Annotated in this window: 12 protein-coding genes and 1 pseudogene; 5 read left to right on the top strand and 8 right to left on the bottom strand. The window is 46.6% G+C overall.

Going from position 1 to position 15,872, the window contains the following annotated elements:
• Window positions 1–113 precede the first annotated feature (113 nt).
• The 6 genes from KW548_16940 to KW548_16915 form a co-directional block, all read right to left on the bottom strand.
• Window positions 114–857 (bottom strand): hypothetical protein, encoded by a 744-nt coding sequence (locus KW548_16940; GenBank protein ID QXX08820.1) that lies wholly within the window; start codon window positions 855–857, stop codon window positions 114–116.
• Window positions 858–986: 129 nt separating this feature from the next.
• Entirely contained in the window at window positions 987–1,736 is a 750-nt protein-coding gene (locus tag KW548_16935) for a hypothetical protein (GenBank protein ID QXX08819.1), read from the bottom strand.
• Window positions 1,737–1,753: 17 nt separating this feature from the next.
• Window positions 1,754–2,512 (bottom strand): hypothetical protein, encoded by a 759-nt coding sequence (locus KW548_16930; protein QXX08818.1) that lies wholly within the window; start codon window positions 2,510–2,512, stop codon window positions 1,754–1,756.
• Between the two features lie 130 nt (window positions 2,513–2,642).
• Window positions 2,643–3,383 (bottom strand): hypothetical protein, encoded by a 741-nt coding sequence (locus KW548_16925; GenBank protein ID QXX08817.1) that lies wholly within the window; start codon window positions 3,381–3,383, stop codon window positions 2,643–2,645.
• Window positions 3,384–3,437: 54 nt separating this feature from the next.
• Window positions 3,438–6,203 (bottom strand): hypothetical protein, encoded by a 2,766-nt coding sequence (locus tag KW548_16920; GenBank protein ID QXX08816.1) that lies wholly within the window; start codon window positions 6,201–6,203, stop codon window positions 3,438–3,440.
• 185 nt (window positions 6,204–6,388) lie between these two features.
• Window positions 6,389–7,756, bottom strand: a complete 1,368-nt coding sequence (locus tag KW548_16915; protein QXX08815.1) for a LysM peptidoglycan-binding domain-containing protein — start codon at window positions 7,754–7,756, stop codon at window positions 6,389–6,391.
• A gap of 502 nt (window positions 7,757–8,258) precedes the next feature.
• Between KW548_16915 and KW548_16910 the strand changes: the two are divergent.
• The 4 genes and pseudogenes from KW548_16910 to KW548_16895 all read left to right on the top strand — a co-directional run bounded on the left by KW548_16910 (window position 8,259) and on the right by KW548_16895 (window position 11,316).
• Window positions 8,259–8,754, top strand: a pseudogene (locus KW548_16910) (GNAT family N-acetyltransferase).
• 188 nt (window positions 8,755–8,942) lie between these two features.
• The gene (locus KW548_16905; GenBank protein QXX08814.1) at window positions 8,943–9,386 is read left to right on the top strand and encodes a DUF2384 domain-containing protein; all 444 of its coding nucleotides are present in this window, start codon (window positions 8,943–8,945) and stop codon (window positions 9,384–9,386) included.
• Window positions 9,383–9,844 (top strand): RES family NAD+ phosphorylase, encoded by a 462-nt coding sequence (locus KW548_16900; protein QXX08813.1) that lies wholly within the window; start codon window positions 9,383–9,385, stop codon window positions 9,842–9,844. Before KW548_16905 ends, KW548_16900 begins: the two co-directional genes overlap by 4 nt.
• Window positions 9,845–10,269: 425 nt before the next feature.
• Entirely contained in the window at window positions 10,270–11,316 is a 1,047-nt protein-coding gene (locus KW548_16895) for a helix-turn-helix domain-containing protein (GenBank protein ID QXX08812.1), read from the top strand.
• A 22-nt stretch (window positions 11,317–11,338) separates the two neighbouring features.
• On the opposite strand, the gene KW548_16890 is transcribed toward KW548_16895, so the two are convergent.
• A complete protein-coding gene (locus KW548_16890) occupies window positions 11,339–12,355 on the bottom strand; it encodes an alpha/beta fold hydrolase (GenBank protein ID QXX08811.1) in 1,017 nt (338 codons plus the stop codon).
• Window positions 12,356–12,471: 116 nt separating this feature from the next.
• Window positions 12,472–13,716 carry a multidrug effflux MFS transporter gene (locus KW548_16885; protein ID QXX08810.1) on the bottom strand — a complete coding sequence of 415 codons (1,245 nt, stop codon included), beginning with the start codon at window positions 13,714–13,716 and terminating at the stop codon, window positions 12,472–12,474.
• A 497-nt stretch (window positions 13,717–14,213) separates the two neighbouring features.
• Between KW548_16885 and KW548_16880 the strand changes: the two genes are divergently transcribed.
• Entirely contained in the window at window positions 14,214–15,734 is a 1,521-nt protein-coding gene (locus KW548_16880; GenBank protein ID QXX08809.1) for a hypothetical protein, read from the top strand.
• Window positions 15,735–15,872 lie beyond the last annotated feature (138 nt).

The following is a 15,872-nucleotide window of genomic DNA, read 5'->3' as shown; positions in this document are numbered from 1 at the left end:
TTTGTACTTGATATGTTGGATTCAGGGGGACGTTCTACTCAGCTTTTGATTCACCACCAATCGCTGTCCCCCAGTACGCACATAGGCTCCCTGTTTAGGGAGTCTGTGAAAATTTACTCTTCTTCTATAACAGTAACTAATTGCCTGAGGTGTTGTAGAAACTGCTTTTGCTCTTTAGGTGAGGCGGCATAGCGAGAAAAATAAAATATCCTATTTTCACGATAAATAGCTTCCATCTTTTCACCTTCTACTTCAGGGTCAATCATTGGTGACATATGCCATTGTAAAAGTCCGTTTTTATAACGGCATTCTGGAACAATATAAATTCTATAATTTGTATGGGGAGGGAAAGGGCGTACTCGCTGCCTAGGTCTATTGACCACTCCAGCCATTTTAAACGACATTAACAGCCCAGCGCCGGCACCAACAAACATCATCGGCCCGACCAGCACTACCCCGATAATCGAAATAGCAACGCCCACATAGCCCGAGTAGCGTAAGGCAGCAAAGCAGGCGTCAGGGACCAGAGTCAGCTCGGTGACTATCATGCCTTTTTCGGTTAAGGTCACGGTTTGTTTTACATCTGGGTTCCCGGCGTAATATAAGTACAACAGTATACTGACAGTCAAACATAGAATAATGATAGCGAGCGTCCAGAGGTTATCAGATACCGCAGTCCACATAAGCCATAGGGAGAACAAGCCAAACAACGACCATATAAAAATTGTGCCGTAATCGTTGGGACGCTGTCTTACGATTTCAGATTGATAGACCACCTTGGCCTCTTGTACCGCTTGCTGCTGGGCGTGTTGATACTCTGGGGTTAGCTCCGGTAACGAGTCGACAGACACATACATCAGTGAGGCCCCTCCATTGGTACTTGATACGTTAGATTCAGGGGGACGTTCTACTCAGCTTTTGATTCACCACCAATCGCTGTCCCCCAGTACATACACAGGCTCCCTGTTTAACGAGTCTGTGACTATTTACTCTTCCTCGATAATGGTAATAAAGGGGGTTAAGTGTTTTATTATTTGAGCTTGCACTTCATGCGAAGCGGCATAACTTAAGAAGTAAAAGTTTCGATTCGAGCGATAAAGGTTTCTTCCTTCTTCATCATCTTCAGCATGATCCATTTCGATCATTGGGGACATATGCCATTGAACAAGGTTGTTTTTGTATTGGATGCAAGGAGCAATACGAAACTCATAGTGAAGCAGAGAAATAAATGGCAACACTCGCTGCCTAGGTCTATTGACCACTCCAGCCATTTTAAACGACATTAACAGCCCAGCGCCGGCACCAACAAACATCATCGGCCCCACCAGCAGCACTCCAATAATCGAAATAGCAACGCCCACATAGCCTGAGTAGCGTAAGGCAGCAAAGCAGGCGTCAGGGACCAGAGTCAGCTCGGTGACTATCATGCCTTTTTCGGTTAAGGTCACCGTTTGTTTTACATCTGGGTTACCAGCAAAATAGCAATACGTCAGAAAGCCTCCGGAAAACAATATAACAAGAAGAACACCTGCCCATAGACCGTCTTGCGCTGCGATCCACATCATCCATAAGGAAAATAAGCCAAACAACGACCATATAGAAATTATGCCGTAATCGTTGGGACGCTGTCTTACGATTTCAAATTGATAGACCACTTTGGCCTCTTGTACCGCTTGCTGCTGGGCGTGTTGATACTCTGGGGTTAGCTCCGGTAACGAGTCGACAGACACATACATCAGTGAGGCCCCATCAACTACACCTGATGGTAGTAGTCTTCATGTTCAACTTTGATGAACCTCTTCAAGTGGCGCATCATTTCTATTTGCTCTTGCTCTGTACTGGCATAGCTCAGGAAATAAAATTCTTTGTTATCGCTGAACAGGCCATCTTTTTCACCACCGTCATTTTCTAGCTCTATACGAGGCACGACTCGACGTAGAATGAGGTTATTTTTGAACTTCATACATTGATTGTCCGCCATTTCATATTCAATATTAGGGTTGAAAGGGCGAACTCTGACTCTAGGTTGATTAGTAACCCCTGCCATTTTAAACGACATTAATAGCCCAGCCCCGGCACCAACAAACATCATCGGCCCGACCAGCACCACCCCGATAATCGAAATAGCAACGCCCACATAGCCCGAGTAGCGTAAGGCAGCAAAGCAGGCGTCAGGGACCAGAGTCAGCTCGGTGACTATCATGCCTTTTTCGGTTAAGGTCACGGTTTGTTTTACATCTGGGTTACCGGCAAAATAGCAATACGTCAGAAAGCCTCCGGAAAACAATATAACAAGAAGAACACCTGCCCATAGACCGTCTTGCACTGCGATCCACATCATCCATAAGGAAAATAAGCCAAACAACGACCATATAGAAATTGTCCAGTAATCCTTCGGGCGCTGTTTTACGAGTTCAAATTGATACACAACCTTGGCCTTTTGTACCGCTTGCTGCTGGGCGTGTTGATACTCTGGGGTTAGCTCCGGTAACGAGTCGACAGACACATACATCAGTGAGGCCCCTCCATTGGTACTTGATACGTTGGATTCAGTGGTATGCTCTACTCAGCTTTTGATTCACCAACAATCGCTGAACCCCCAATACATACACAGGCCCCCTGTTTAGGGAGCCTGTGACTATTTACTCTTCCTCGACAATGTTAATAAAGGGGGTTAAGTGTTTTACTATTTGAGCTTGCTCTTCATGCGAAGCGGCATAACTTAAGAAGTAGAAGTTTCGTTGAGTGTGATAAGGGTCTTCTTCACCGTCATCATAACTATCAGTATCATCCATTTCGATCATTGGAGACATATGCCACTGAACAAGGCCATGTTTATATTTTATGGCAGGTGCAATAAAAAATTCGTAATTAAGCATAGAGTTAAATGGCAATACTCGCTGCCTAGGTCTATTGACCACTCCAGCCATTTTAAACGACATTAACAGCCCAGCGCCGGCACCAACAAACATCATCGGCCCCACCAGCACCACTCCAATAATCGAAATAGCAACGCCCACATAGCCTGAGTAGCGTAAGGCAGCAAAGCAGGCGTCAGGGACCAGAGTCAGCTCGGTGACTATCATGCCTTTTTCGGTTAAGGTCACGGCTTGTTTTACATCTGGGTTACCGGCGTAATATAAGTAGCTGCCTAAAGCAAAAGCAAATAAGGTAAATACGGTCATTCCAAGCCAGTCTAATTGGGAACCAACCCACACAATCAGGCCAAATAATGCTAGCCATATCGATATTGCCCAATAATCAATAGGTGGCACTTTGACTACTTCAAATTGATAGACCACTTTGGCCTCTTGTACCGCTTGCTGCTGGGCGTGTTGATATTCTGAGGTCAGCTCCGGTAACGAGTCGACAGACACATACATCAGTGAGGCCCCTCCATTGGTACTGGATACGTTGGACTCAGTGGTCGCATAAGGCTATTCCTCTTTACTCTGTTTTTTACTGGCTGGCGCTGGGTGGGTTGGCATGGGGGGCAGCCGCAACTGAACCTGATGGGTTGGCATCAGTGATAGCTTTGACTCCGCGAGCGCTGGCATGGTTTTGTGCTCGCTGACCCCCGCTAAGGTTTGCGCCTGATAGACGCTAACCAGTGCATTGCCGTTATCATACGGGTTATTGGCATGGCGACCAACAAACACGTTGAGTCTTTCTTGCCTGATGGTCCCTTGCCCTTGCGCCACTAGGTGTTGCAGTGGTTGAGGTAAAGGTAAGTGGTAGCGGCACAGGGTCGGCTCATTTTTATCGCGTGTTACTTGGCCGCTGAATAAGGTGTGAGCGGTAAAGTTCTGATAATCCGAGGGCGGAAAGCCGCTTTCGATGCTCAGGGTCACGGCTTCATTGGCATAAGCGTTGGGCAGCAGAATTGTCATTTCTTGTTTAAAATGGACGGTCGCGCTGTTGCTTGGCTCCGCTCTATCAATACGTCGCGCAGTGGTGCGAAACTGGATTGACGGCTGGTTAAGCAAAGCCAGTAAGGCGTGGTATTCATCCACAGCGCTGCGGTTAAAGTCTGGCTCTTTGCCCCATATTGAATGGCGCAGCCAGGTTTCCAGCGGGGTTCGTTTAGTCAGCAACAGCAGTATGGTCACTGCTGCATACAAAGCCGCGCCCCAGAAGTTAATGGCCAATATCCACCCATTTAGCACGCTACCAATAGCGAGGGTTCCAAAACGGCTTCTCAGCGAGTTAACGACCAGATAACCCCAACTCGAAGCCTGCATTCCGAGTGCGACAACTTTAGCACCCAGCAATGCTTTTTCTAACGAACTTTTTGATGCTGAGTAATCTTCTACGACTTGCCAACCTTCTAGCCCCGCGGCGAGCACCCCTGCAACTCCGGCAATCAGTGAGTGGGCAATATAGCGTTCAACATTAATTACATCTGCAATTTTCACACCTTCCATCTTACTGGTTTTGAGTGTCTTTAGCGTATTCTCCATTACACCACTTTTGCCTTGGATTTTACTCAGTGATAGCCCTTTTAGCACCGCACCTGTGTTATTAACAAACCAAGCGATACTGTAACCCACCGTCGTTTGTTGGCGACGCGTATCCGGGTAAGGGGCCGACTTTTCCATCTCTTGCAGGGTTTGTATTTGTGAGGTGATATTAATTAGGTTGAGGGACGCAACCACCAAATCCGTGCCGCCAAGGCGGTCAAAGGCATGGCTGACCGAGCTCGCGGCGTTGCTGAAGGTGTATTTGCCAACAGTTTGGCTCCGGTATTCGCTGAACACCGGTGGGATAGACTCCACATAGCGACTGATTTGTTTGTTTATCTGACGTAACGACGTCGACATTCGGCGATAGTCTGGTGAGTCAGCAGGGAGCTTGGACAAGGCAGTATTGGTACTGTGCGCTTCCATTAACAACTGGTGGTAACGGCCATTGGCCGCTTGGGTTTGAGCGCTAAGGCCCTCGTTAAGAAACACCTTACCCTGACTCAATTGAGCTTGCCCCCACAGCGACATTGCCATGGCGCGCCGCGCCGACAAACCGGGCAGTTTCATCACGCGGTTAATGATACGAAAACGCAGCATTTGTAGGCTGCGCACCGCTTTATCCCCTTTGTCTTTGACCGCCTGTGTGGCCTGATTGATTTGCCTTTCAAGGGGGATGAGTAAGCTCTTCGTCGCCGTAAACAAGGCCGAATTGGGGTCGCTGAACCCAATTACATCGTTAAACGCCGAGATAAACCCGCTTAGCGGGATACGTGTTTGACCAGTAAAATCCGAGAAGGTCACGCCACCGAGCAGTGGTTCGGTGGCGGCATAAATCTCCGACGAGAATCCGTACACCGCCAAGCCTAATAAGTTATCCGGTTCGGTGAGCAATTCATCGATGCTGTCGCTCAACTCGGGCACCTGCTGGGCACTCAATTCGAGTTCATTGAGCGTCGCATCCATCAGGGTACTTAGCACTCGGTGGTGGGCATGATCGCCGACGTCGAGGCCAAAGCGCCGCGGGTCGGTGCCTAAGGCGGTGATGGCCTTTATCACATGGGGGGCGTCGTGCTTTATCATGGCGACGCTATGATGAAGGGTGCTTAGGTAGTCTTTGTAGAAGGTGTCTAAGTCTGCCCAGTTGACTTGGCGGTGCGCTTTGCGCCGTTCAACATACTCTCTAAAGCGTGACTCGAGTAGAGCTGGTGCAATACCGTATTGATTGAGTCTGGCTCTGGCTTCAGGGTAGGCGGCGATAATGGGTTGCGCTTCTAAGGCCAAACTGGCGCCCCAATTGCCGACGGCATTACCGTTCTTCAATTGCGCTTGATAGTAGTGGTACTCCAAGCAGGTATCTAGGTCTTGCTCGACCTCAACCACCTTGTCGACCGGGACATTATCTAAGGTGCCCGGTGGCAGGGAAATGCGCACCAAGCTCCGAATGGCTTCCGCCACCACGATTTTTCGCTGCGTGTGGTCGTCTTGCAACAAGGGCAATACTGATTGCGCCAAGCGCAGATACAAGTCGGTGAAGTCAGCCAAGGGGTCATCCAAAGCGACAAAATGGTGGGCGCACAAGAGGGGCGCTTGATACTGGTAGCTGATGAGGGACGCGGGCTGCAGTGGGGTGATGAGCCCTTGTTCATCGGCTTCGGTGACGGTGGGAGAAGCGCAGGTCAAATAATACGCGCTTAAGTCTTCGTGGCCGACGTCGGCCACTTCTTTTTGAGATTTGTTCAATCGGCAGACGATGGGTTGGGGCGGTGATATCGCGCAGCCAGGCTTGTCTTGCTTGCTGGCTCTCTGGGGTATTGCCTGTGTAGAAATCTTGCAGGTTTTGTGTCCAGCGCTGGCTCGCATAACCGATAAAATAGGGCCGGCCAGTTTGATAAAGCACGTAAGCGTGTGGCTTTTCAGCGTCTGCGTTATATCGCGTTTCGGCCAGGTCGCCAACAAAACGGTAGAACTCGCCTTTGACGACTTGGTATTCGGCCACCGACCAGACGTCGGTTTCTGGGTCTTGGCTTAGGGCATAGAGCCAGCCATCCGCGCAGCTGCCGTAAGGTATAAGGGAGTTTGTCTGAACGCAGCACGCCGCCCGGGAAGAGCGCGGTGTCAGTGATGGGGTTAAGCCCTTTGACTACCTCATCATTGAGTGTGTCTAGGTTTCGGTTGTCGATGGCGTAGCGCACCGGAGCCAAGGCGGCAAAGGCACTTTGATTCGCCGTGGCGACCTTCACCACGGGAAACGGTTTTTCACGGGCAATGCGGTCTATCGAGAGCAGCCCTTCACTGAGCCGGGCGGTGAAGGCTGGGTAACCGACATCCAGCGCATGGTTGTACACCCTCACGGGCTCGGTATAGATGACCGCCCCCTTGTCCAGTGGCGATAATGGCAACGTCGGGTTTAAGGTTTGTAAGGTTTCAAGAGTGACGCCGTGCTGCTGAGCAATCTGCTCTAGGGTTTCCCCTTGAGCCGCCTGATGAGCGGCTCGGCGACTAACCTCTTCTACGATTGGCCCTTTGGTCAAAGGGATGATGGCGTCCATATCGAGCTGGACGCCATGCTCATTTAAAAAGGCCGCGTCTACCGCCGACATGGCTTGGTCATCCATGGCGTGTCGGCTAAACAGCAAGTGCTGGTTGACCACCACCTGACCCTCTCGTTTCCACAGGGCTAAGACAAAGTCGCTGCCAAACTGGCTTCTAGGCTCTGGATTCATCGCCCCCGCAGTGCTTTGCGTGACCAAAAAGTGATACCGAGTGTCGCCTTGGAAGCGGTATTCATGCAGCAGTTCACCATCAACAAAATGGTACAAATAGCCTTCGGTCGGTAAGCCGAGCATTTCGCCGATTTGGATGGCGGGGCGAATGGGCACAAACGCGTATTCGATAGTGAGGTGGTCTTTGTCTTGAGGCAGGATGTCTGACCAACGGAGTTCGGCATTGACCGGAAGCGGGGCTTTGCTTCCGACCCACAATTGTTGGGTTTCTTGCTTGTCTATCGAGACAATGCTGCGGGTATGAGGGCCATTGGCGACTTGACGCCATTGAGAGAACCGGCTTTCTTGTGCGGTCTTGCCTAGCAGGCTGCCTATGTGCGGCTCGACTGCCTTGCTGTACAAACTCATCTCGCACGCGTATTCGACTGCGTAAGCGAAGGCTGGCTCTTTCTCTTCGGGTGGAGAAATGGTTGGCATCGGGCCAGCCGGTTTCTCTTCAATAATCGGTTTGTAGCCAGCCCTCATATGAGGTCTTTTGGTTTTAAACGGGTCGGGGTATTTACGCTCCATGTCCATGCCCTCTGTCGAAAGTTGAGAGGGAGTGTAGGCGCGTACGTTGTAGGCAAAGAGTTAATTATTGGTGATTTATTCTAAATTATTTTATTGGTAGATTTCCATGCAACGTTATATGCAAACAATGCTAATCAAAGTAGTATATTACTCTTTATAGCTAACACTTTTCCAAGGCGTTTTTTCATCCCCCATCTGTGTTGACCCCAGCCCCTTGAGCTTAATACGTACAGAAATCACCACACCAGAACAGGTGTCGATGTATTTTGTTTGAGGCATAACAGTTGTGTCATTGGTCTTAGGGTTAGCGCTATGCTTGCTAAGATAACGCGCATGGTTAAAAACGGATAACACGCACGCTCGTTTTTATATAATGATAGAATGTATAGTTTTGATACATTCACATTAACTTTTAGTCACTTATGATGGGTTAATGGCAAGCCGGGCAGACAGAAAAACGAGGCTGCCTGTTATGAAGAATGTTATGTGCATGGAGGCACCAGTGATTAAAACGGAACGTTTGGAGCTCAGAGAGTTTACTCAGCAAGACCGTAGTGAAGTAATAAAATTACTAGGAAATGCTGATTTTATGGCGTTTTCTCCAACTGGTGTAATGACACATGACCAAGCAAATACCCGTTTTGAAGAGCTTGTTAGTGCATTTCAAAACAAAGGTATCGGAAAGTTATGTGTTGTGGAACGTACGACTGGCGAGCTAGTCGGTTATTGTGGGATAGAATCATTTAACTTTAAAGGCAAAAGCGTAGTTGAACTTTGGTTATCGGCTTAAGGTTTCAGCTAGAGGTAAAGGGTACGCATTCGAGGCAAGTTCTGCCGTTCTCTCTTTTGCCAATCAAATTGGTTATACGAAAGTTCTTGCTTTAACTGAACCTGAAAACATGCCTTCTCAGCACATACTTTTTAAACTTGGATTCAAGGCGTGTGGTGAAGGTTACTATCAAAATATGCCAGTTCAGTACTTCGAAAAATGCATATAACAACAAATTAATGTTGTTCAGGTGCCTGTCCCAATTAGACTCTCAATTAGACTGATTAGGTTTAAAAAGGCAGATAAGGATCAAAACTTACGTGTCGATCTCCAATTTCCAAGTTATGTACTTGTAAATTTGCCTATCTCAATCATCTGATACATAATGATACTATCATTTGATAGTGAGTTGTTGTTATGTCACAAATGCAAGCATTCAAGCCCGTTAAACAGCCAGCTAGCTTTTGGCAGCAAGTAGGCATTCCATCGCGAGGGGTAACCCTTTATGAGTCTGTTCATAAAGGTCTGGATTTTGATGTTTTTGACAAGCTAGCCAAGTACTCTAAATTAGAAAAGAAAGAGTTGGCTACCGCTGTTACTATTCCACCAGCCACACTAAACCGAAGATCGAAAGCAGGACGTTTTAACAAAGATGAAAGTGATCGTTTGTACCGTTTTGCTGAGATATTCCATCAAACAATCAATTTGTTTGAAGGAGATATTGTGGCCGCGTGTGAATGGCTCAAATCCCCTGTCGTTGGTTTGGGTAACCGCCGCCCTATCGATATGGTTTCTACTACTGCTGAATCAGAAGGCGTTCTAAACCTAATTGGACGGTTAGAACATGGGGTATTTTCTTGATCACTTTGTACCGAATCGTAAAGGAAAAGTGGGAAGAATCAGCTTTCGATGGCGAAGGCGCCAGACTGCACGGAGGACGTTGGAATTCTATTGGACGCTCTGCGGTTTATGTTTCGGCGTCAGAGTCACTTGCCATTTTAGAAATCTTGGTTCATCTCAAAAATACTAAAGCACTTGAAAATTATGTCTTATTTACATTGGAACTGGATGAAAACGATGCTTTGGTCCTTGAAAATGACGACTTACCGGATAACTGGAACGAAGAGCCAGCCCCGCTTCAGACAGCCGAAATCGGTGATCAATGGCTATCGAGCTATTCAAGCTTAGCACTGGCGATCCCATCGGTGATTGTGCCTCGCGAACAAAACTATGTGCTCAACACAAAACATCCAGGTTACCCAAAGCTCATCAAAACGGCAAAAAGACACGAAATTTCTTTCGATACTCGACTTCTATGAATCAGCGATTCCCACTGTAAATGTCCGAGGCCATCTAACTTTGCCAGTGTGAATAAAGTTTGTTCATTTCCGAAATAGTTTGACCTATTTTGGCTACATCAAGTTAGATGGCGAAGATAAGTTAAAGCACTTTGGTCTAAAAGCTTGCGGAGTAAACTGTTCTCACACAATCCCAACCCACGAAGAATTTGTTGCCACTCGTTTTAAGGCGCCAAAGCCGATAAGGTGAGCACCAACTGATTTTGGGCAACGTTTCAGTACGACTTAAAGCCATTTATTGCCTGTTAATCTGCATTGACTCTATAAAAAGTTATTTTACTATAGATGGGTATTCAATAGGTATCATTAGGCTCACTCAGTGGTTTCGCCAATGCAGTGAGTGACATGAGGTCAGTGATCTTTTCTCGAATTTAAACGGACTATTAATGCTCGCCATACCCCTACCATTTATTGCCTCGTTGTTGTTGTTCATCACAGGCGTATTGCTTCGATGCCGTTATCCACACACGGGCCAAAAGCCATTTTGGTTTATCACTTTGTGTGCATTGATGATCACCATGGTGGGGTTACGATGGGTAGTCGATATTGCCTTATTCCGATTTCTTCAACCCATTCTTGGCGCCAGTATACCAGTCGTGGCTTGGCTTTGCTTTTCAGGGGCTCATCGAAACAAAACAAGCTCAAAATTACACTGGATTGGTCCTATTACTGTGCTGGTTGGCGGCTTATTGCATCAGCATATCTGGGTTGGAAGCGTTGATATACTGTTAATCTTACTCTATTTCACCTACGGTAGTTTGCTGTTGAAGTCATCATTCAGCACGCCAGAACGAGTTCGATTAAGCGATGTATCCAGAGTGGAGGTCGCAGAACGAGTGGCAGGCGGGCTTCTTCTGTTTTCTGCTCTGGTCGATGCGGCGCTCTCATACGATATATTGTGGTTTAACGCGCAGCACAGCAACCTGATATTATCGATAGGATATCTTGTACTTATTCCTGCCATTGTCGCTGCGGTGATAGTGATCAGTGTGAGTACGCCCGTCAAAGATCACCAAGCTTCACCGCCAATATCCTCTCCTCAACAAATCGATACGACGGTTACGTCGACGGGGCATTTGGATAAAGACCAAGTACAAGCAGTATCGAACATCATGGCTAAATTCGATGCGTTGATGAGAGAGCAACAAGTCTTTACCGATCCTGACTTAACGCTCGACAGACTGTCGCGAAAGCTTGGCATTCAAGCGAGAAAAATATCCTCAGCGGTTAACCAAGTTCATCACCAAAACATTTCTAAAGTGATTAACACGTATCGAATTGAACATGCCAAGATGTTGCTGCAACAAAGTGACGACACGATAACAGATATCTTCCTCAGCTCAGGGTTTCACACTAAATCTAACTTCAATCGTGAGTTTTTACGGATAACAGGTCAAACTCCGAGTGAGTTTCGACGTTTACCACCAGAGTGAGATTGAATGCTAGGGCTAGCCTTTATCGCTTGAGAAAGTCAACAATGTCGTCCAACATCGCTTGATGTAGCTCATTGCGTGATGTGCCGATGCCATCCTGACAAATAATGCCATCACCCGGTACTTCCTCTTCAAGAAGAGATTGTGCGCCCGATTTACAATCTTGGATAAAGCTAAAATGCGTAGCGTTTTGGTACACCTTGTACCGTCTTAAGTAAACCGGTATGTGCTCGGCAATGTGACCCGATTCTAACGCTTGCGGGAGGTCGCCAATATCGATACCAGCGGCCAGGATTAAAGTTGGTATCCGAATGTCATTTAAGCTGTCGATTGAAAAGCTACGAGCAAGGCCCAAATCTAGGCTAACCACACGCTTGATTCGCCTATCCAGCAGCGTTTTCAGGCTTGGTTCTTGAGCTTGAATGCTCGATAGCCCTAACTCTTTAGCGAGGCCACAAGTACGTGGGTTCGGGTAGTTCAAACAATCAGACTTGAAGGTTGCTCTGTCCACCGTAGCACCAGCTAATTGCATCACCGTCCAGCCGCCTAATGAGTGTCCTATCGCCGTGATATCGTCGGCATTGATATGCGGTTTCCACCGAGTCGTCGTTAACAAGTGGTCGAGAACACGTGATACATCGCGAGGTCGTTCCCACCACTTTGCTGCTTGGAGAGGAGAGTGATCAAAAGACGTAGTTCCGGGGTGGTCGGCGGCCGCGACAATATAGCCGCGCTTAGCCAATTTGGTCGCTAACCAGTTTTGATTTCGCCAGTTTCCTCGGTAGCCGTGTGATAACAACACCACCGGAAAAGTGTTGGATAGGATTTGGGCACCTTTAAAGACATGCGTGCCGACGAAGGCTGGGTTATCGCCAATCAAGGTTGAATGTGACATCTCGTTTGTCGGATACCAAATGGCAGTATCCAGAGGGCGTTGAGGATCGTCAGTTAAGGTGATTTGTGTGAACCCCACACCAGTGGCGAGGGCACAACGAGAAAGAAAAAGAATCGATACAAACAGCCTATGTGTCCATTTCATGGTTTTAGCTCCAATTGAGATGATGAGTGCCAATATGAGCTAAGGCTAGGTATCACGAGACCTCAAACACGATCGAGGACGACCTAAATCGTATTCGAGGACCTAAGTTAGCGACTTTACCTACTTTTCGTCGTTGAGCTGATTAGTCGAGAGCTCTCAGCCTGCTTCAATCGGCTTTGACGCCAGTAATTGACCGATGAGATAGCCGCTAAAAAGATAACGACGGCGGTCATCACATGTATGACTGACTCCGACGTCCCTTCATACGCATTACTGCCTAAATCAATCGCGGCAGAAACGATAAATAGGCGAATAGCTGTCACGAGTGATGCTGCGATTCCCGTTAGATCCGGGAAAACTTGCATCGATTTCGCAAAGAACAATCCAATCGATAACCCTGCACCTATTGAAAACAAGCACATCGTTCCCGTTAAGATAAATGGTGAGTTGAGCTGCTCGGACGGTAATAAGAAAAAGACGAGCGTGGTGGTAAATATTAAGCCAAGCCCAGTGCTTTTTAATTTATTGATACCAAACCTGTCGATTAACCGTGCGTTATTCAAACTCACCAAGACGAATGTGCCCAGTGTTGCCATTTGGAAAAATGGGAAGCGTTCGGGGCTGACTTCTAATTGCTCTATATACAATAACGACATGTTGGAAACATAAATCATATAGGCGGCAAGAATTAAGCTTGTCACAAGCGTGTTGTACCAAAAGGCAGAAGAAGACAATACGGTTTTGTAGTCGCTTACTATTCGTTTAGGTGCGACCTTCTTTCGTTTATCTGTACTCAAAGATTCAGGTAAGAAGAAGAAGCATTTGACCGCAGAAAGCAGTACCAAAATGGCAATAAAGACAAAGTTTGCCTTATACCCCATATGAAGGCTTATCCAGCCACCAATAAGAGGTGCAAAAGCCATCAAGCTGACCACTAACGTGTTGAGATCGGCAATCAGTTTAGCGGCTGAATCTTCATCGAATAGATCAAATATCATTGCGGTGCCGACGATCACACACGCCGAACTGCCGAAGCCTTGGAGTAGTCGAAACGCTAATAATTGCTCGATAGTCGAGGCAAAAATGCAGGCGATACTTGCGGTAAGAAAGACACTAAAACCAAACATTAGTATCTTTCGACGACCAAAATGATCCGATAGTGGTCCGTAGAGCAAGGAACCAATACAGATACCAATAAAGTTATAGCTCAGAATGCGCTGCACCATCACCGCGTCGGTGTTGAAGTCGCTTAATATATCGGGGAATGTGGGTAGATAGATATCCGTTTCCATGGCAGCACCAAGGAATATGAATACCATTAAAAATCGAAACCACTTTCCCTCATGAGAGATGGGAAACATAGTTAATCCAATGCGTTGTTATTATAAAAGTTATAAGCGCAGACGCTGCAAGAGCAGGGTAGGCTTAGAATTAAATTTGATGTTGGGATGCGCGTAGTAGAGAGGAGTGTTACGCAGGGTTGTTATTCCCGTCACTTGGTTGTGATCAAGTATTCAACAAATCTAACATAATGTTTTAAGAATGCAAGGCGTTGATTTCCATTTTTATACTGCTCTATGTAAACAATGAAAGTCGTGTCATTTTAACTTCTTCAGAGATGTTCATGATTTGTGATTCAAGAGAAGCAACATTACTATTCAGGATTTGGCTGCTATAAGTTCATCGAATGCGAGCTAGAGAACGCCGCAAAACTTTTTATTACTGATTTCTATTATTGTTGCTATCGCGTTTTCGAGCTTGATGACAGCAAATAATAAATTTATAAAATAATCCTGATTTTACGCTTAAAACTGATTACACTCACCCGGCAAAATAAACCTATCTAAGGAGAGAAGTCTTGGGGTTAGATACTGCTTATGTGCCTGTGAGAAAACAAGACATTGATTATTTTATTGATGATGTCGTAAGGGACCCGAATCTACTCGATGAAAGAGTCGCGCTATTAACTCAATCTAAACAAGACCGAGAGTTTCTAAGAGACAACTTATACAGCACGGTTGTAAATCAAAATGAAGAGCAACCCTTTGACGCCTATTTGGGGTTTGCAGCGTGTAGTATTTTGGCTTACCTACGCCCTTACTATTACGACAGGGGGCAATCTCTTATCGATATTGCCGCGAACAGCGCGTGTTCTAACTCTCTTTTAGCGTTATTTGATGACTTCTCTGTGTGTTTTCCAACGGTTAAACATTGTGGTGATTCGTATAGTCCCAACTATCGTTCAGGGGTCTATGTAAAAGAAGAGAACGTCGGCGCACTGCTTGAGCAACTGTGCAGCGAAGAATTGAGTGCGGTTGTCGAGTTTGACGAGCCAAACGGTTTGCTTTCGGCACTAAGGTATGCCAACAAGCATGGGACTGGATTGCTTGAGGCGTTTGATATTCATGTGCCCATGTCCGGAGATTTTCATACCAGCCCGTTTAACCTTCGAGCGAGTTATCTGAATAACCTAGATGATGAAGTGACGGAACAGGATTGTACCCATACGGGATTCACAATAGGGATACCCGTGCCGTCTTCTAGCCTCATCAGCTTCGATGATATAGGTCAAATAGTCTACGAATGGATGGACAATGAGCATTTGCTCCCCGCTCATCCACATGCTTCTGGCGCAAGTCGGGCTGTCTCTGGTGAAATCAAAATGACGATGATATGCCAAGACCATACTCCGATTATCTTAATAGCAACAGAGGGAAACGTCTTTCTACCTGATGCTGATCGCTACTTCGAGCAATTAAGGACATCACTTTCCGAACATTTAACTGACAATGGCTTAGAGGCTAACTTTTTCATTTCCGCACATGATGAAAATGAAGTACCAGAAGAAATCGGCTGTGTAAAAAATGCGAATGTCTTATACAAAATGAAGCCCAGTTTTGTAGTAGGCAACCACCGGTGCAGCTTCGTTGTCGATGACCAAAAAGTAGAAATGAAATTCAGCTTTAAAGGCACGCTCGACATTACAGTCAACGGCAAAGCCGTCGATCACTATAAAATAAGTTTCTCCCAAGTACACAGAACGGTTTATTTTATTAATGGCAACTGGTACACCATTCGGGTCAAGAGTGTGAAACCGACAGCAGGGGAACTGGATATACAGCTGTACAAGGGTATTTTCATGCAAGCCAAGTTTAAACTCCTCCCAGGTTCTGCGCTCTATACCAAATCACAAAATGGTGTTTTATTGCTTGGTGAGATGTTGACCATTTTCTCTGGTATTTTGATGATGATGTTCCCAAGGCCAGTATTGGTTATGCCACTGCTTGTGTTGTTAATGGCAATGTATAAATACAACAAAAGGCACCATTTTATGCTTGTTTCCGTTGAAATAACGGACGATAACCCCTTATCAGAATAACGCTTGCGGCAGAGTGAATGCGAAAAGGGTAAGGCGAGTTTTGGGCTCGCCTTGTTGTTTTTGTTTTGGCATGAGTTGGCGCATCTTATGATGAGTTTTCCCGGTGCTTTCCGATCAGTATTCAAGCAAGCCATTCGA

It is taken from the genome of Vibrio neptunius, assembly GCA_019339365.1.
Taxonomy (GTDB): Bacteria; Pseudomonadota; Gammaproteobacteria; order Enterobacterales; family Vibrionaceae; genus Vibrio; species Vibrio neptunius.
The sequence above is the reverse complement of the archived record's forward strand: the minus strand, read 5'-3'. Positions and strand labels throughout refer to the sequence as shown.